The sequence below is a fragment of the Lactovum odontotermitis genome, from assembly GCF_054658595.1.
In genome coordinates this window covers 1-15627 of the sequence record NZ_BAAGGQ010000014.1, presented here as the reverse complement: position 1 = coordinate 15627, position 15627 = coordinate 1, and the positions used below count along the sequence as shown (strand labels likewise).

Annotated in this window: 20 protein-coding genes and 1 pseudogene; 7 read left to right on the top strand and 14 right to left on the bottom strand. The window is 42.1% G+C overall.

The features are described 5' to 3' along the window. Positions 1 to 2 precede the first annotated feature (2 nt). From ACYQ2E_RS08260 to ACYQ2E_RS08235, 6 genes are all read left to right on the top strand, one after another. Entirely contained in the window at positions 3 to 605 is a 603-nt protein-coding gene (locus ACYQ2E_RS08260; protein WP_460017586.1) for a short chain dehydrogenase, read from the top strand. A 342-nt stretch (positions 606 to 947) separates the two neighbouring features. Then, positions 948 to 1682, top strand: a complete 735-nt coding sequence (locus ACYQ2E_RS08255) for an ABC transporter ATP-binding protein (protein ID WP_460017585.1) — start codon at positions 948 to 950, stop codon at positions 1680 to 1682. After that, the gene (locus ACYQ2E_RS08250) at positions 1679 to 2572 is read left to right on the top strand and encodes an FtsX-like permease family protein (protein ID WP_460017584.1); all 894 of its coding nucleotides are present in this window, start codon (positions 1679 to 1681) and stop codon (positions 2570 to 2572) included. Before ACYQ2E_RS08255 ends, ACYQ2E_RS08250 begins: the two co-directional genes overlap by 4 nt. Before the next feature lie 38 nt (positions 2573 to 2610). Next, positions 2611 to 3039, top strand: a complete 429-nt coding sequence (locus tag ACYQ2E_RS08245; protein ID WP_460017583.1) for a hypothetical protein — start codon at positions 2611 to 2613, stop codon at positions 3037 to 3039. Positions 3040 to 3252: 213 nt separating this feature from the next. Then, the gene (locus ACYQ2E_RS08240; protein ID WP_460017582.1) at positions 3253 to 3549 is read left to right on the top strand and encodes a YbaB/EbfC family nucleoid-associated protein; all 297 of its coding nucleotides are present in this window, start codon (positions 3253 to 3255) and stop codon (positions 3547 to 3549) included. A gap of 134 nt (positions 3550 to 3683) precedes the next feature. Further along, a complete protein-coding gene (locus ACYQ2E_RS08235; RefSeq protein WP_460017581.1) occupies positions 3684 to 4148 on the top strand; it encodes a Dps family protein in 465 nt (154 codons plus the stop codon). A gap of 392 nt (positions 4149 to 4540) precedes the next feature. On the opposite strand, the gene ptsP is transcribed toward ACYQ2E_RS08235, so the two are convergent. Continuing rightward, positions 4541 to 6268, bottom strand: coding sequence for a phosphoenolpyruvate--protein phosphotransferase (ptsP, locus tag ACYQ2E_RS08230; protein ID WP_460017580.1), 1728 nt, complete (start codon positions 6266 to 6268; stop codon positions 4541 to 4543). A 1-nt stretch (position 6269) separates the two neighbouring features. After that, a complete protein-coding gene (locus tag ACYQ2E_RS08225; RefSeq protein WP_460017579.1) occupies positions 6270 to 6536 on the bottom strand; it encodes a phosphocarrier protein HPr in 267 nt (88 codons plus the stop codon). A 197-nt stretch (positions 6537 to 6733) separates the two neighbouring features. Between ACYQ2E_RS08225 and ACYQ2E_RS08220 the strand changes: the two genes are divergently transcribed. After that, the gene (locus ACYQ2E_RS08220; protein ID WP_460017578.1) at positions 6734 to 7483 is read left to right on the top strand and encodes a DUF1129 family protein; all 750 of its coding nucleotides are present in this window, start codon (positions 6734 to 6736) and stop codon (positions 7481 to 7483) included. 37 nt (positions 7484 to 7520) lie between these two features. Here ACYQ2E_RS08220 and ACYQ2E_RS08215 read toward each other — a convergent pair whose 3' ends face one another. From ACYQ2E_RS08215 to ACYQ2E_RS08160, 12 genes and pseudogenes are all read right to left on the bottom strand, one after another. Beyond that, a complete protein-coding gene (locus tag ACYQ2E_RS08215; RefSeq protein WP_460017577.1) occupies positions 7521 to 8132 on the bottom strand; it encodes a nitroreductase family protein in 612 nt (203 codons plus the stop codon). 46 nt (positions 8133 to 8178) lie between these two features. Beyond that, positions 8179 to 8796: a nitroreductase family protein gene (locus ACYQ2E_RS08210; protein ID WP_460017576.1), complete on the bottom strand. Its 618-nt coding sequence runs from the start codon at positions 8794 to 8796 to the stop codon at positions 8179 to 8181. After that, positions 8796 to 9866 carry a dual-specificity RNA methyltransferase RlmN gene (gene rlmN, locus ACYQ2E_RS08205; protein ID WP_460017575.1) on the bottom strand — a complete coding sequence of 357 codons (1071 nt, stop codon included), beginning with the start codon at positions 9864 to 9866 and terminating at the stop codon, positions 8796 to 8798. Before rlmN ends, ACYQ2E_RS08210 begins: the two co-directional genes overlap by 1 nt. 7 nt (positions 9867 to 9873) lie before the next feature. Next, positions 9874 to 10635, bottom strand: a complete 762-nt coding sequence (locus tag ACYQ2E_RS08200; RefSeq protein WP_460017574.1) for a YutD family protein — start codon at positions 10633 to 10635, stop codon at positions 9874 to 9876. After that, complete coding sequence (locus ACYQ2E_RS08195; protein WP_460017573.1) at positions 10577 to 11035, bottom strand: dUTP diphosphatase; 459 nt, start codon at positions 11033 to 11035, stop codon at positions 10577 to 10579. The genes ACYQ2E_RS08200 and ACYQ2E_RS08195 overlap by 59 nt, the downstream gene beginning before the upstream one ends. 118 nt (positions 11036 to 11153) lie before the next feature. Next, positions 11154 to 11765 (bottom strand): hypothetical protein, encoded by a 612-nt coding sequence (locus tag ACYQ2E_RS08190; RefSeq protein WP_460017572.1) that lies wholly within the window; start codon positions 11763 to 11765, stop codon positions 11154 to 11156. After that, entirely contained in the window at positions 11766 to 12437 is a 672-nt protein-coding gene (locus ACYQ2E_RS08185) for a DUF3969 family protein (protein WP_460017571.1), read from the bottom strand. Then, positions 12431 to 12979, bottom strand: a complete 549-nt coding sequence (locus ACYQ2E_RS08180) for a hypothetical protein (RefSeq protein ID WP_460017570.1) — start codon at positions 12977 to 12979, stop codon at positions 12431 to 12433. The genes ACYQ2E_RS08185 and ACYQ2E_RS08180 overlap by 7 nt, the downstream gene beginning before the upstream one ends. 224 nt (positions 12980 to 13203) lie before the next feature. Then, a complete protein-coding gene (locus tag ACYQ2E_RS08175; RefSeq protein ID WP_460017569.1) occupies positions 13204 to 13803 on the bottom strand; it encodes a hypothetical protein in 600 nt (199 codons plus the stop codon). A gap of 16 nt (positions 13804 to 13819) precedes the next feature. Continuing rightward, positions 13820 to 14332, bottom strand: coding sequence for a hypothetical protein (locus ACYQ2E_RS08170; RefSeq protein ID WP_460017568.1), 513 nt, complete (start codon positions 14330 to 14332; stop codon positions 13820 to 13822). A gap of 184 nt (positions 14333 to 14516) precedes the next feature. After that, complete coding sequence (locus ACYQ2E_RS08165; protein WP_460017567.1) at positions 14517 to 15128, bottom strand: hypothetical protein; 612 nt, start codon at positions 15126 to 15128, stop codon at positions 14517 to 14519. Next, positions 15128 to 15627: pseudogene (locus ACYQ2E_RS08160) on the bottom strand (hypothetical protein); the annotation flags it as partial. The pseudogene ACYQ2E_RS08160 and the gene ACYQ2E_RS08165, both read right to left, overlap by 1 nt.

Genomic DNA, 15627 nt, shown 5'->3' with positions numbered 1-15627 from the left:
ACATGAGAATTTTACTGATTGGAAGCAGCGGGACGCTTGGAAAGGAAGTTGCAAAATGTTTGCGGGAGTATCATTGCGACTTGATTGAGGCAAATCGAAGCAGCGGAGATTATACTGTGGATATTTCCTTACCCGAGAGTATTGAAAGTTTATTCCAGGAAGTTGGGGCAGTGGATGCAATAATTTGTACCGCAGGGGAAGTCAGAGTTACTCCAATTGCTGAAATGACATTGGAAGACAACATGATTGCTGTTCAAAGTAAATTGCTGGGTCAGATTAATCTAGTCTTGATAGGTCAAAAGTTTCTCAACAGTCATGGTTCAATTACCTTGACAACTGGAGTGACAAAGGACGACCCAATTGTCGGTGGAGCATCGGGTGCGATGGCAAATGGGGCTATTGCAGCTTTTGTGAAGTCTGCAGCCGTTGATATGCAAGGGAAAGCGAGAATAAATTGTGTCAGTCCGACAATTGTTGATGAGTCGTTTGTGATGTACCAGGAGTCTTATGCCGGTTTTATCAGCATTCCTGCAAGCCGTGCTGCACAGGGGTATATCAAAAGTGTCTTTGGCGGTCAGACAGGTCAGGAGTATCAGTACTATTAACCCTACTTGCTGTTTGAGGAAGAGTTCAAGCAAACACATCGACGCTGAATTTGAAAAAGTATGAGCTCTAACACCAAAAATCCGATTTTTATTAATTAAGCTGGTACAAATATTAGGTATCGTTGATTTATAAGGAGTTTATGAAAGCATTAAGAGCATCGGTCTTTTTAGACGCGATGTTCTTTTTCGTTCCTGGGTACGTCTTGGGTACGAGTCCTGCGCGTTTTTAAATGAATGCGCAGCCTCTTTCAGCTTTTCAAACAAAATTACTACTTTAGCCGTAGAAAAAGCACACACAATTATGATAACATGAAGAGGAAATAATTAGAACAAGGAAAAAATATGAACAGTACAATTATAAGTGTCAAGAATGTCACCAAGGAAATAATATTAGGCAAGTCGAACAATAAAATAAGAATCATAAATGATATTTCCCTCGAAGTAAACAAAGGCGAATTCTTAAGCATCGTCGGCCCGTCCGGTTCTGGTAAAAGCACACTGATAAATATTATCTCCGGTTTATCAACTCCTACCAGCGGCGAAGTCTTTTTAGAAGCTCAAAATATATATAAGCTGAATTCATCAAAGCTAGCCAGATTAAGGCGGGAGCGAATCGGATTTATTTTTCAGCAATACAATTTAATTTCTGCCCTGCCGGTATTTGAAAATATTTCCTTACAATTAAAACTGAGCCATCAAAAAGTTGATAAGAAGCAAATTGATGAATTACTTAATCGTATGAATTTTGAGCCAAAATCAACGGCAAGTATTGATTCCCTCTCTGGCGGTGAAAAACAGAAAGTTGCCATCGCCAGAGTATTAGCAACGGACTGCGAAATTGTTTTTGCAGATGAGCCGACAGGCGCCTTAGATTCTGTCTCAAGTGAAAAAGTGTTTGAAATTCTGAGAGAAATGACGCATCAAGGAAAAACAGTTGTCATGGTCACACATAACGTTGAAATGGCTGCCAGATGCGACCGGGCAGTTGTGATACGTGACGGCAAAATACAAAATATTTTACCGAATCCTACTGAAGCTTCACTGCTTCATGAAATAACGGGGGGGCTTATAATATGATTTCACTTGCCTGGCTTCAATTTAAATATTCTTGGAAAACATGGCTTTTTTCCCTTCCAGTTTTCATTGTCTGTGCTTTTGTGATTAATATTTGCCTGACTAATTTTTTTAACTTTATTCAAAGTAGTTTGATAAATGATGATAACTCATATATTACCCAACTTTTTTTTGTTCCAATCGTGTTTGGGGGTGTTATGATCCCCATCGTTTTAAAAAATACGGTTAAAGAAATACTGAATGGCTTACGAAAACAAAATAATGTACAAATCATTTTGGGAATGACGCCAGGGTATCTTGCGATTCTAACAGGGATAGAATTAGCTATTGCAAGCATGTTAGGGACGATATGCGGCTCTATCATCTCAATCCCCTTTGCTCAAACTTTTTATAATTTTCTTATCAGCGTCCAGGGAACTCAGCAGTTTCCCCCTATGACCATCCGGTTTTCGTTTCAAGCTTTTCTTATCACCTTATTAATAATTACAATCGTAACTTTGTACACCGGTTATATTCGTTCAAGACGGACCTTCTATAAAATTCAAAAAAATATCGAGAACATTAAGATAGAAAACAGAGATAAATTTTACTATTTGAAAGTAGTATTTATGATATTTTTAAATATAGCTATCATTGCATACTTCTTGTTCCTTTCACCAGGAAAGTTAGGGATTAAATCTTTTGCCTTGCAGAGTATTTCATCGATTCTCCTAGAAATAATTTCTATCGCATTGTTGATAAATGTAAGCGGAAAAATAATTTTACTGTTCTTCTCTAAAATTTTCAACATTATATCCGACAAATTCAGATTATCCTTGCTAAACCTGGCAACTCACAGCGTCAATGAGCGTTACGACACTTTCAAAAAATATATATCCCGATTACGATTATAAGCATATTTGTTTCCGGGGTTTCTTCACTGCTTATTGATTTGCCAGAGGGAGGCGATCCAGGAACCAGAACAACAAATATGGTTGTCTTCTTGAGCGCTCCAATCCTTATTGCCTTAGCAAACACTATCTGTATGATGATGTTACTGCAAGAAAAAGAAACCTTCGAAATAAAACAATTATATATTTTAGGCTTAAGACCCTTGGACATATGGTTGAAAAAAGAATCTGAAATTCTAATTTATTCATTTGCATCACTAATAGCATCTTTGGCGGGCAACTTTGTGTTGAGCATAATGTTTGTCAGAATCACTCAATTGTTTAATAAAACCATGATTTGGACAAATATCTGGCTCCCCTCCCTTTTGCTTTCATTCGCGGTCTTTGTATTAATGTCAATTGTAGCGATGACTAAAGTAATGAATACTAAATGGGATATTTTGGAGTTTAATATTGATACAGATATCTAGCAAGTTATTGTTTTTCAGCAGCTTCGCAAACATTACGAGACTTTAGTTTACACTGGGTCTCTTTTTTATTGCTTCCAGCCACAGTCCCTGTGTACAATTTCCTTTGAAACTCTATTCCCCCAAAAATATGGTAAAATCAACATTAAGAATAAAAAAATTGCTTATTCAAAAGCCAAGCGCGCATGCGCTATTTAAAGGAGCACACATAATATCATGCAAAACATGCAGTCATTAATGAGACAAGCCCAGAAAATGCAAAAGCAAATGCTGGCACAGCAGGAAGAATTGGCTTCTACCACATTTGTCGGAAAATCTGCTCAAAATCTTGTAACTGCCACATTCAGCGGAGATAAGAAAATGAACGAACTGTCCATCAATCCTGAGCTGATTGACCCGGAAGATGCAGAGACATTGCAGGACATGATTGTTGCTGCTATCAACGATGCGCTGACTCAGATTGATAAGACGACTGAGCAGAAAATGGGAAAATTCGCTAATCTGCCTTTTTAGTAAACATTTTATTTGAAATTGTTGAGCAAAAACTGAGCTAAAAGCGGCTCAGTTTTACTTTGTAATGTTAAAATTAGATGATAATATAATTCAGCCGAGCCTTCGGGCGAATGCTATTCAAAAAGGAGAACATTATGTCATACGAAAAAACAAAATTGGCACTTAATCAAGCTGTAGCCGACCTCTCAGCCATGTCAGCCTTGATTCATCAAATCCATTGGTACATGCGCGGCGAGGACTTCCTCTCATTGCATCCGAAAATGGATGAATACCGCGACGCTATTGAGGCGCAGCTCGACGAAATCTCTGAGCGCCTAATCACACTGGGCGGCGCCCCTTGGTCAACGCTGACTGAATTCGCTGAATACAGCAAAATCAAGCTGGAACCAGGAATTTACGGAATCGATACTAAGAAACGCTTTGCTGAATTTGTGCTTGCTCTGCGCTACCTCGATGACCTCTACAAAGAAAGCATCGCAACTGCAGACGCTGAGAATGACTATGTCACCAGCGACATTTTCCACGACGGTCTTGCCTGGATTGAAAAGACAATCTGGATGGTTCAGGCTGAGCTTGGATTCGCACCAGAAATTAATTAATTGTACAAAAAATCGGTCACATCAGTTGACCGATTTTTTTATACAAATCCAGTCTAAGTGATTAAAATGAGCAAGAATTTCTGCTCATTTTAAATCTTTTACTCAGCTCGTTCTCTGCCGGATATTTCCGCCATAGGAAAAAAGTTCCCTCATGATTACGGCATCTTTTGCGACTACTTCGTAATTTACTTTAAGATTTACAACTTTATTAAGTGTCTGATTCAACTTTGATTCCTCCTTGATTTCTGAGATTTTTTCTTTTGACAATGGCAAGTATATCGTCACAAACTTAAAGGAAGCCTAGTCACAGCTGAAAGACAGCTAAAAGCAGAAAGGGATGAAAAAAGGAGCACAATGTCTCCTTTTCAAAAACTAAAATTAGTTTTACTTGCTTATTTAGTATACTCGTCAACCATTGCCAAAACCTCATCAACCGTCGAAGTTTCAGTCAGTGCTTTATGAGCCAGCTCTTCCATCTTCTTGCTGTCAAGACGCTTCATGAGCGCACGTGTCTGAAGAACAGAGGTTGCTGACATTGAGAACTCGTCAAGTCCCATACCCATGAGAAGCGGTACGGCCTTTTGGTCGCCGGCCATGGCACCGCACATGCCTGTCCATTTGCCTGCATCATGTGATGCTTTGATGACGCCGTTGATGAGGCGCAGGATGGATGGGTTGTAAGGCTGGTAGAGGTATGAAACCTGCTGGTTCATACGGTCTGCTGCCATGGTGTACTGAATCAAATCGTTTGTGCCGATTGAGAAGAAGTCAACTTCTTTGGCAAATTGGTCTGCCAATACTGCTGCTGCTGGAATTTCAACCATGATGCCGACTTCAATGTTATCAGCAATTGAAACGCCGTCAGCTTTGAGTTTAGCTTTTTCTTCCTCGTAGATGCCTTTGGCTTTGCGGAATTCCGCTACCAGGGCAACCATTGGGAACATGATACGCAAACGTCCGTGAACTGAAGCGCGTAACAAAGCACGCAGCTGTGTACGGAACATTGCATCGCCGCCCTCAGACAGACTGATACGCAGCGCACGCCAGCCCAGGAATGGGTTCATCTCTTCCGGCATTGGGAAGTAAGGCAGTTTCTTGTCGCCGCCGATGTCCATGGTGCGGACAACAACTGGTTTGCCGTTCATGCCTTCAAGTACAGCTTTGTAGGCTTCGTACTGCTCATCTTCGGTCGGGAAGTGGTCGGAATCCATGTAAAGGAACTCTGTACGGTAGAGGCCGACGGCCTCAGCGCCGTTATCATTTACACCTTCAACGTCTTTTGGCGTGCCGATGTTGGCCGCAATTTCAAAGTGCTTGCCGTCAGCGGTGAGGGTTTCAGCGTTTTTGAGCAGCGCCCATTCAGCTTTCTGCTTGGCATAAGCTTCGCCTGCTGTTTTGAATTCTGCCTGCGTAGCTTCGTCTGGGTCAATGACAACTTCACCTGTCAGACCAGAGGCAGCAATAAGCTGGCCGTCTTTGACAAGTTCAGTGATGTTGCCGAGTCCGAGGACCGCTGGGATTTCCAGTGTGTTGGCCATAATCGCAGAATGGGACGTTTTCCCGCCGATATTGGTGACAAAGGCTTTGACAAACTTTTTGTCAAGCTGGGCAGTCTCTGACGGTGTCAAATCGTCTGCTACGATAATGACTTCTTCGTTAATCAGTGCCGGGCTAGGCAGTTTTACGTTCAAGAGGTTTGCCATCACGCGCTTTGTGACGTCTTTGATGTCTGCTGCGCGCTCCTGCATGTAAGGATTATCTGTCATGCCCTCAAAAATGGTGATAAATGAATCTGCCACTTCTTTAAGTGCAGCCTCTGCATTGACTTTTTTGCTGCGGAGGGTGTCTTTTATCTGGCTGACAAAGTCGGGGTCAGATAAAACCATCATGTGCGCATCAAAAACAGATGCGGCATCAGCACCAAGGCTGGCCTCTGCTTTTTCCTTAATTAAAGAAAGCTCGTCTGTAGAAGCAGCTAATGCAGCGTCAAGGCGAGTTTCTTCATTGTCAGAATTTTCAACAGTCTTTGTCTCGAAAGACAAGTCTGGTTGAACAAGCAGATAAGCCTTAGCAACTGCTACGCCCGCTGACGCTGCAATTCCTTTAAGCTTTTCCGTCATGTTATTCAGCAAGTCCTTCCTTGACCATTGTCTCAGAGATGGCTGCCATTGCTTCGTCTGCATCGCTGCCTTCTGCAGAGATTGTGACGTCAGCGCCCTGGCCTACACCGAGGCTCATAACGCCCATGATAGATTTGAGGTTGACAGATTTGCCTTTGTACTCAAGGTTAATTTCTGAAGTAAATTTTGAAGCAGTTTGAACGAGAAGTGTTGCTGGACGAGCGTGGATGCCTGTTTCAGCTACAACGTGAAATTCTTTAGATGCCATTTTGATGGTCTCCTTAGTTATAAGTTATTTGTTATTTCTAACGATACATTCTATTTTACTATTTATTGAAGCGCATTGCAAGGTTTTAGTCGCAAATTGTGATATTTTTTACTATTTTCTCTGATTTTTATCCTGCAAGTCTGCTAAATGGCTCGGGAACATGGCCAGAAATGTGGTATAATGAGGGCATGAATTTTATGAAAAAGAAAAATACGAAGACTGAGACGGCCGCGGAAGAATTGCCGAAAATCAGTTATGAAGAGGGTCTAGCCTCATTAACCAGCAAAAACACCGATTACATTCATGATGTACACAGACTTTTAAGTCAAACCGGCAGGTCTGACGACGAAATAAAAACAATTCTGGAAGAGATTCTGCCGGAAATTTTAGAAGCTCAGAAAAGCGGTGTCACTGCGCGCGTGCTGAAAGGGACACCGACTGAATTTACGGCAAAATATAAGCCGAAAGCAGCTGAAAAAGCGAAGAAGGAGACGAATAAGAATCCTTATTTGATGCTGCTTGACAGCTTTCTGCTGGTCTTCGCAATACTTGGAGCACTTTTTGGCATCAGTATGGAATTCCAGAAATCAGCTTCTTCAGCGACCGTTTATGGCTTGACCGCCCTCATCTTGTGCAGTATCATTGCAGCATTCGGCATGTATACTGTTTATCGCCATCAATCGAAAACAGAAGCTGAAAGCGGCGAGAAGATTTCGCTGTGGCAGCGCCTAAAACCAACGATTCAGCTGATTGGCTTCTTTGCCGTCATCTATGTCGTACTAATCTTTTCTGCTTTTCTGCCGCGCGCCCTCAACCCGCTGCTGGATGGCATCACCATGATTATCTTGGCTGTCATTGCCTTCGGCATTCGATTTTTACTCAAGAGAAAATATAATATTCAGTCCTCATTTACTTCCCGATTAACTCAAGACAACACGAAGAAATAATCAGTACACAAAAAGCCCGGCCGGGCTTTTTTTATTTTTAGACAATTTTCACCAGCATGTCCTGAGGAAAACCAAGATGCGGCTCGCCTTTTTCTTCGCTGCGGCCAAGCGTTATAATCAGCTCCGGACGATAGCGCAGAGGCACATCCAGCGCCTCGTTGACGTGGTCGGTCTTGTGGAAGCCGAGAATGATATTGCTTTCGTAGCCGAAATCCTTGATGGCAAGCACCAGATTCATCGTGACAATGCCGGCATTCAGTGCCAGATAGTCTGAGGTATATCTGGCCGAGTAGCTGGCAAAAAGTTCTGGATAAGTCTTGTTATAACGCTGAATCTGCTCTGGTGAGATGACATTGCCGAATCTCTGGGCGATTTCTTGTGAGCGCTCGGAAATGGCGGTGTCACTGAAGAGTACGATAACTGCGCCTGCTTGTTTTACCTGATTGGCATTTCTAGGTGCAACTTCGTCTAACAGCAGTTCACGGCGCTCGTCGGACTCAACAATCGTGAAGAGCCAGGGCTGGATGTTGTGCGCAGATGGGGCCAGAACGGCTGTCGAGATGATTTGTTTCACGTCGACAGTGGGAATTTTTGTACCGTCAAAGTGTTTTACTGCGTGGCGGGATTTGTTTAGTTTTAGGTATTCCATATTTTCTCCTTATAACGTTCGCGGAAGCGCTCGATTTTTGAACTTTTTATTTTACTTCAATGATTTCTTCAAGCGGCAGGCGATAATGCGGCTCGCCGGGCTTGTCTGTTTTTCCGAAGACAATGACGAGTTCTGGGCGGAAACGCGGGTCAACTTCCAGAATTTCATTGATTTGCGGTCCTTTGTTAAAGCCTAAGATGATATTTCCGTGATAGCCGGCATCGTTAATGGCATACATCAGATTCATTGTGACAAGTCCGGTGTTCATGGCCAGATAGTCTGATTTATACTGAGCTGTGTAATGGCTAACTTCGTCAAGGTAATGGTCTTTGATGCGGAAGGCCCATTTTTCCTGGGTTTCGTTTTCCCATTTCCCCGTGGTCACTGCTTTTTCCAAGCGGCTGCGGATTTCTGTGTCCGAGAAAATCACGACTACTGCGGGCGCTTCTTCGATTTGCTGGCCGTTGCCGCCTCTACCGGCAGCTGCCAGGGCAGCTTTTTTGTCGGCAGAATCAACGATTACAAAGTGCCAGGTCTGCATGTTGATGCCCGACGGTGCGTAATGTGCTTCGCCCAGGATTTCTTTGATTGCGGCGACGGGGACTTTCTCGTTATTGAAGTATCTTGCAGCGTGACGGTGGTGGTTGAGTACGTTGAATTCCATTATGCGAGCGCTTCTTTCTTTATTTGTTTGCTTCTAAGTTGTCCGCAAGCCGCGTCAATGTCCGTCCCGTGCTCTTGGCGAATGACGCAGTTAATGCCGTTTTTCTTGAGAATATCATAGAATTTCAGCACAGTGTCTTTGCTTGAGCGCTCATATTTGATGTATTCGGCCACTGGATTGTAGGGAATCAGGTTGACGTAGGCCAGCTGTTTGCGAGGTTTTATCAGGTTTGCCAGCTGCTGGGCAATTTCAGGTGTATCATTAACGCCGGAGAGCATGATGTACTCGTAGGTCACACGGCGGTTCGTGGCTGCTGTGTAATCGTCAATGGCCGCGAAGAGCTTATCCAGCGACTGGCTGCGGTTGATGCGCATCAGGCTGGTACGCAGCTCGTCATTCGGTGCGTGGAGGCTGATTGCCAGATTGACTTGAAGTCCGTTTTCAGCGAATTCACGAATCTTCTGCGGGCTGAATCCGCAGGTGGAAACTGTGATGTGACGCGCCCCAATGGCCAGTCCCTTGTCATCGTTGATAATGTTCAGGAAATGAATCAGATTGTCATAATTGTCAAATGGCTCGCCGATGCCCATGACCACGACATGGCTCACGCGCTCATCCAAGCCGCGTGCATCAAAGTATTTCTGAACCAGCATAATCTGGCTGACGATTTCGCCTGCGGTCACATCACGCTCTTTCTTCAAAATACCGCTGGCGCAGAAGGTACAGCCCATGTTACAGCCGACCTGTGTGGTCACACAAACGGACAGGCCGTAACTCTGGCGCATCAACACTGTTTCAATCATCATTTTATCCGGCAGCATGAACAGGTATTTCACGGTGCCGTCGGCGGATTCCTGCACGACGACTTGCTGCAGAGGATTGATGATGAATGCTGTGTTTAATTTGTCAATGAGTGTTTTTGAGAGATTCGTCATTTCCTCGAAAGTCTCGACACGCTGGCGGTAAAGCCAGTCCCAGATTTGCTCGGCGCGGTACTTCTTTTCCTGCGCTTCTTCAACTATCCAACTCGTCAATTCTGCCCGAGTCAGGCCATATATGCTGTCTTTCATGTATTAATTAGTCTTTTCTTTCCCGAATTGTAAATTTCGCTTTGCTTGATTTCGGCTTGTTATCCCCAGATTTACTATTCCTATTATTACGTTTTGGCTGTGGTTTCTGATTATCTTTGTTCACGCGACTGTTGCGTTCTTTATTATTATTATTGCTATTGCGCGTCTTATTTCCGCCGCTGTCAGGTCTGACTGTTGTAAAACCGTCGTCTGAACGTTTACGGCTCGGACGGCGCTCACGTTCGCTGCGGTTTTTGACGGAAACATTCTGATGCGGCTTCTTTGTTGAGCGCGCCGGTCTTACACCTCTCAGGTCTTCCTTGTCCGCCACAAATGGCTCATCAACTTCACCTTCCGCACGTTCACGATGCAGAATAAAGTAGGCACAGCCATAGGCGCAGTACTCCTGCAGATAATCGGCTAAATGGTCTATTTTCTCATCCGCCTCTATGGGCTCTTCATGGTCATTCTCGTAAAAACCGCGCAGACGCAGAAGCTCATGTCCCCAATCCCCTACAACGTAGTCAAACTTGTCAAAAACATGTCCGTAGCGCTGCTCCAGCGCCAGAGCATCAAATCCTTCTTTATAGTTTTTAACCAGACGAAAAGTTTTCTTGCCGACCTCGACCAGCTTATCCGGCAAGGCCACAACCTGTTCGCCAGGATATTTATTGTAATTTTTTAGTTCTTCTGCTATTTCTTTTGCCATATTATTTAAACCCGGTACTTCCAAAACCGCCGGCACGTTCTGCCTTTTCAGCCTCATCATCGCCGTCGGCAATCAGGAAAGGCATGAAAACGACTTGACACACGCGCTCGCCTTTCTCAACAATCACTTCATGGTCTGTGATGTTGCACATCTGCATAAACATTTCGCCTTCATTGTCGGGATTGTTGTAATAATCCGCATCAATCACGCCCACTGAATTAATCAGTACCAGTCCCTTTTTACGCGGATTCGACGAACGGCTGTACATGTACAGAACTTCACCAGGCTGCATGTAGGCCTTTAAACCAGTCGAAATCAGCTTAATCTCACCCGCCGCCAGCGTCACTGTCTCTGCCGCTTCAACATCATAGCCGGCCGCAAAATGGGTGGCACGCTGAGGCAGGTTCACTCCTGCCTCCCGATATTTTGAAACAATCTCAAATCCGCGAATTTTACTCATTTTTTTATTATATCATATTTTAGTGTCAACAGGCTCTAGTTCCAGTCATTGTCTTATTAAAAAATCCTGCTTGTCGGCAGAATTTTTTTGTTTACAAGCCAATCTTGAAGAAGGATAGTTAAAATCCAAAGCTCATAGCATCCAGCCGTGCGTTTTCGCCAATATATTGGGCATATTCCTCTCCTAGAAACTTCTTAAAGTACTCTTCATCACTCGTGAGTTTAAGCTGAAATTTTTTCAAATAGTGAATGATTGCAGCGTCTGCTTGTTCCACAAAGGCTGGCATATCAAATTCATATTTGTAGTATTTGTTTTCTGCTTCGACATAATAAGAAATTTCACCCTCCCCCGATGGATTTAATCCAATATAAAAACTCTGGCTGTCTATTCCGGTCAGTTTGAAGTAGTGTTTTGGGAAATATTCTTCTAAAACATCTTCTTCAGCATAAATCTGTTCGGAATCTTCATTCTCATAATCAATCTCACTAAATAGATTATAACGACTTTCAGATATGGAGTTTTCATATTCAAATGGAAACTTTTGATTCAGTAAAAATTCCTTTTTTTCAATAAAATCCAGAATCCATTGATTCATTTCCCATTCTTTATCTAAAAGAATTTTCTCACCATACTGAATTAAAAGTTCCCCCCATAAATCATATTGGGAACCTCCCTGTTCTTTCAAATATGGATTTTGCGTCTTTCTAAAAATAAAAATTAAATTATCCATTTATTTCCCCTTTTTGAGTTTGCCGTATTGTGAATTAGAAATTTTTCCTTCTTCTCTCCACTTTCTCAAAACATTTATTCCCCCTTTTTCTCGTAATTCATCGCCTGAAATCTCATAGCCATGCCATGCCGGATTATTACCAGAATTATCATTTTGGAATTCATAGATTTTCCCATCTTTGATACCATATTTTTGCTTCCCGGATTGTATAGCGTCATCTAAAACTTTCTGGGCTTCTTCATCGCTCAATTTCATCTTAGTTTCACTATTCCTGTTGCTCTTTTCACCCGATTTGTAAAGAAAGTGAGAAGATTTTCTCTTGTCATTATCGGGATTTTCACGCTTACTTTGAAGCCAGTAATCATAATTTTCCCTTTTCCCTAAAGCTGCAAGTAGTTCTAGAGCCTCACTTTTAATCTCCAGAATACTTTCTTCTAAGCTCTCAGGGGCAAGCGATTCAATATCTTCTAATTCTGTCCCCTTTTCAATCAAATCTAATATTCTCTCATCCAAATTATCCGCTCTCAAAATAGTGAGACTCGAAGGAGTGAATAATGAGCGTTCAGTATCTTCAATATTTATAACTTTTTGAAGCAGAGATTCCATTAAGCCCACAATTATAATCAAAATAGCTCGCTGAGTTTCTTTATTATCGTTAATCTTTATTAGCATATCTTTCTCCTATTACTTGCAAAATTTCTCCAACCGCCTTTAACGTCTACATCAAATACTCTTCCCGATTTACTTTGGAAATAGTGAATAGAAATTTTGTTTCCATTTTCATCATAACCATCTTTATATACTTTTTTCCATTCTCCACCTTCAATAGCCCGGAGTTTTTCAAGTATCTTTTTGTTTTTCACAGCGTTTTTACCTGTTCCATTTTTATCAGCCTCAAAATTTTCAGGATATTTAGGAGCGTCTTTTATACTCCCATAAGTGTGCTGAATGGTATTTTTATAGCTTGCCGCTTGTTCTTCATACCCATTCGCGAAGCTGTACTGCACACTCCCTACGGGAACGTTAATTTTGCTCAGTGCACTACCGACAGTTGCACTGCCAGCGATAACAGCAGCTGTACCAACCCCCTCCATAGATACTGCACCAGAAAGCAGCGGAACACCGACTGCCGCACCTGCACCGGTGAGTGTCAAGCCTGAACCGCCGGTCATCACTGCCGCGCCGCCTAAACCTAGCAGGGCACCGCCAATCATGGAAGCTCCGCCTGCAAACAGCTGTGCAAAACTTTCTCTGGCACGCTCCCAGCTTTCAGCGTCGTATTCTTTGTTCGCGCGGTCGGTTAAAGCTTCATCGTAAATGCCGTTTTTCAGGACGATGACGCCCTGCTGGAAAGGTTCAATCTGCAGGATGTTGCCGTCTTTGCTAAAAATCCTGCTTTTCAGCAGAATTTCATCGCAAATTTAGTAAGTTAAAATCCCTATTGCCTGAATTCATCTTGTTGTTTTTTCCATTTTTTGAATTCTTCAAGGTCCTCGGGAGAGATTTGATTATCTTTTAAATGGAGAAGTCTTTCTTTTGATACAAGTTCCATATTTTCATCAATTTCTAGCTGTGATTCTATCCCTGTTTTGGCTAATTTTATATACTCGCTTCTCTTCATATGTTCAACAATAACTGATGGCTCAGTATTTGCAATAACATCAACAAATTCATTCATAGTTGCAATACGAAAATGTCTAGCATCATTTCCTTTAATCCCTAAGCTTGTATCATTAAACCATTTTAGAAAATCACTATCAAAACATTCTAGTATTAAATTTGTTCCCATTGTTATTCCATCTTCCTCACGTTCAAGATAGTCCCCATCATGTTCGAAATAGATTCCTTCATCTGCTACACGTAAAGCTAGTGAATGAAATGCAACTGTTATCTTTATTATTTCTTCTTTGTTTTCAGGATCCTCTATCGGAATAACAACAAAAATATCACCTCCACCTTTATACTCTAACTTTTCAAAGTCAGCCCACTGATAGTCAATTTTTGGAAGTTTCTCTTTAAGAATTGCTTTCACTTTCATGCTCAATACCTGCTTTCTATTTAGGATAACGTATTTTTATTTGGGTTCCATCTGGTCGAGTAATTTGAAGAGTAGGATATCCTTGACCAGAAAGATCTTTACTTTGGCTATCATATCTTGTACTGACGGAAGAACCATCAGGAAGCTTCCCAGTTCTGACTTTTTCTCCATATTTATTCGTAATGCTCTTCATATCAGATAAGTCAAGATAATCAAAGTCTTTATCGACTTGTTCAACGCCACCAGTATTCTTGAAATTTTTATTGCTTCCTGTCCTTTTGGTTATATCATCAAGCCCATTTGTCAGTTCATCAATCTTCTTATCTGTCTCTTCAACAGCTTTTGACCGTTCTTCATACCCTTTCGCAAAGCTGTACTGTAAGCTCCCTACGGGGACGTTCATCTTGCTCAGTGCACTACCGACAGTTGCACTGCCGGCGATAACAGCAGCTGTACCAACCCCCTCCATAGATACTGCACCAGAAAGCAGCGGAACACCGACTAAATCTAACAGGGCACCGCCAATCATGGAAGCTCCGCCTGCAAACAGCTGTGCAAAACTTTCTCTGGCACGCTCCCAGTTTTCTGAATCGTATTCTTTGTTCGCGCGGTCGGTTAAAGCTTCATCGTAAATGTCGTTTTTCAGGACGATGACGCCCTGCTGGAAAGCAGAATTTTAGTTCTTCTATAAGTTCATCTTGCTAAAGGATAGTCTAAAAGCCAAAACTCATAGCATCCAACCGTGCGTTTTCGCCAATATATTGGGCATATTCCTCTCCTAGAAACCTCTTAAAGTATTCTTCATCACTTGTAAGCTTAAGTTGGAATTTTTTTAGGTAATTGATAATTGATTTGTCAGCTTGTTCCACAAAGGCTGGCATATCAAACTCATATTTGTAGTATTTATCTTCCGCTTCGACATAATAAGAAATTTCACCATTTCCAACCGGATTTTTTCCGATAAAGTACATAGGTGTTGTCGTTCCATCAATGTGAAACATATGTTCTGGAAAGTACCCATTCAAAACATCATCTTGTTTATCTGCTAAAGAAACATCTTCAATTTCCGCAATTTCATCATTTAGCTTTTCATAGCTTATCGCAATTGAATCTGTGTAACTAAAGGGAAATCTTTGCTGCAATAATGCTTTCTTCCTTTCAATAAAACTTTGTATCCAATTATTCATCTCCCATTCGCATTTCAGAAGATTTATATCACCATAACGAAGCGTAAGTTCTCCCCACAAGTCATATTGAGAACCTTTTTGCTCTGTCAAATATGGATTTTGAGTTTTCTTAAAAATAATATTCAAGTCTTCCATCATTATTTTCCTTTCTTCATCTTGTTATACTCAGTTCTACTTATTTTTCCCTCATCTCGCCACTGTTTTAGGACATTTAATCCCTTTTTTTGGACAAGCTCATTTCCCTTAATTTCATAGCCATGCCACGTTGGATTGTTTCCTGCGTCATCACATTGGAATTCATAAATTTTCCCATCTTTGAACCCATACTTCCTCTCGCCGGATTGTACAGCGTCATCTAAAACTTTCTGCGCTTCTTCATCGCTCAACTTCATCTTAGAGCCGTAACTCTTAACACCTACATGCTTAGTATGAGGAGAATAAGTAGCCTTTTCACTTACTTCTTTTGCTCTGTCTTCGACATTTTTTGCGAAGCTGTACTGCACACTGCCCACGGGAACGTTGATTTTGCTCAGTGCACTACCGACAGTTGCACTGCCGGCGATAACAGCAGCTGTACCAACCCCCTCCATAGATACTGCACCAGAAAGCAGCGGAACACCGACTGCTGCACCTGCAC

Excerpts from the sequence above, each read along its gene's own strand:
- ACYQ2E_RS08240 (WP_460017582.1), top strand. The coding sequence starts at position 3,253 with ATGCAAAACATGCAGTCATTAATGAGACAAGCCCAGAAAATGCAAAAG.
- ACYQ2E_RS08255 (WP_460017585.1), top strand. The coding sequence starts at position 948 with ATGAACAGTACAATTATAAGTGTCAAGAATGTCACCAAGGAAATAATA.
- ACYQ2E_RS08190 (WP_460017572.1), bottom strand. The coding sequence starts at position 11,765 with ATGGATAATTTAATTTTTATTTTTAGAAAGACGCAAAATCCATATTTG.
- rlmN (WP_460017575.1), bottom strand. The coding sequence starts at position 9,866 with ATGAAAGACAGCATATATGGCCTGACTCGGGCAGAATTGACGAGTTGG.
- ACYQ2E_RS08175 (WP_460017569.1), bottom strand. The coding sequence starts at position 13,803 with ATGAAAGTGAAAGCAATTCTTAAAGAGAAACTTCCAAAAATTGACTAT.
- ACYQ2E_RS08210 (WP_460017576.1), bottom strand. The coding sequence starts at position 8,796 with ATGGAATTCAACGTACTCAACCACCACCGTCACGCTGCAAGATACTTC.
- ACYQ2E_RS08170 (WP_460017568.1), bottom strand. The coding sequence starts at position 14,332 with ATGATTGGCGGTGCCCTGTTAGATTTAGTCGGTGTTCCGCTGCTTTCT.
- ACYQ2E_RS08185 (WP_460017571.1), bottom strand. The coding sequence starts at position 12,437 with ATGCTAATAAAGATTAACGATAATAAAGAAACTCAGCGAGCTATTTTG.
- ptsP (WP_460017580.1), bottom strand. The coding sequence starts at position 6,268 with ATGACGGAAAAGCTTAAAGGAATTGCAGCGTCAGCGGGCGTAGCAGTT.
- ACYQ2E_RS08225 (WP_460017579.1), bottom strand. The coding sequence starts at position 6,536 with ATGGCATCTAAAGAATTTCACGTTGTAGCTGAAACAGGCATCCACGCT.
- ACYQ2E_RS08260 (WP_460017586.1), top strand. The coding sequence starts at position 3 with ATGAGAATTTTACTGATTGGAAGCAGCGGGACGCTTGGAAAGGAAGTT.
- ACYQ2E_RS08165 (WP_460017567.1), bottom strand. The coding sequence starts at position 15,128 with ATGATGGAAGACTTGAATATTATTTTTAAGAAAACTCAAAATCCATAT.
- ACYQ2E_RS08215 (WP_460017577.1), bottom strand. The coding sequence starts at position 8,132 with ATGGAATACCTAAAACTAAACAAATCCCGCCACGCAGTAAAACACTTT.
- ACYQ2E_RS08235 (WP_460017581.1), top strand. The coding sequence starts at position 3,684 with ATGTCATACGAAAAAACAAAATTGGCACTTAATCAAGCTGTAGCCGAC.
- ACYQ2E_RS08220 (WP_460017578.1), top strand. The coding sequence starts at position 6,734 with ATGAAAAAGAAAAATACGAAGACTGAGACGGCCGCGGAAGAATTGCCG.
- ACYQ2E_RS08250 (WP_460017584.1), top strand. The coding sequence starts at position 1,679 with ATGATTTCACTTGCCTGGCTTCAATTTAAATATTCTTGGAAAACATGG.
- ACYQ2E_RS08200 (WP_460017574.1), bottom strand. The coding sequence starts at position 10,635 with ATGATGAGGCTGAAAAGGCAGAACGTGCCGGCGGTTTTGGAAGTACCG.
- ACYQ2E_RS08195 (WP_460017573.1), bottom strand. The coding sequence starts at position 11,035 with ATGAGTAAAATTCGCGGATTTGAGATTGTTTCAAAATATCGGGAGGCA.
- ACYQ2E_RS08180 (WP_460017570.1), bottom strand. The coding sequence starts at position 12,979 with ATGATTGGCGGTGCCCTGCTAGGTTTAGGCGGCGCGGCAGTGATGACC.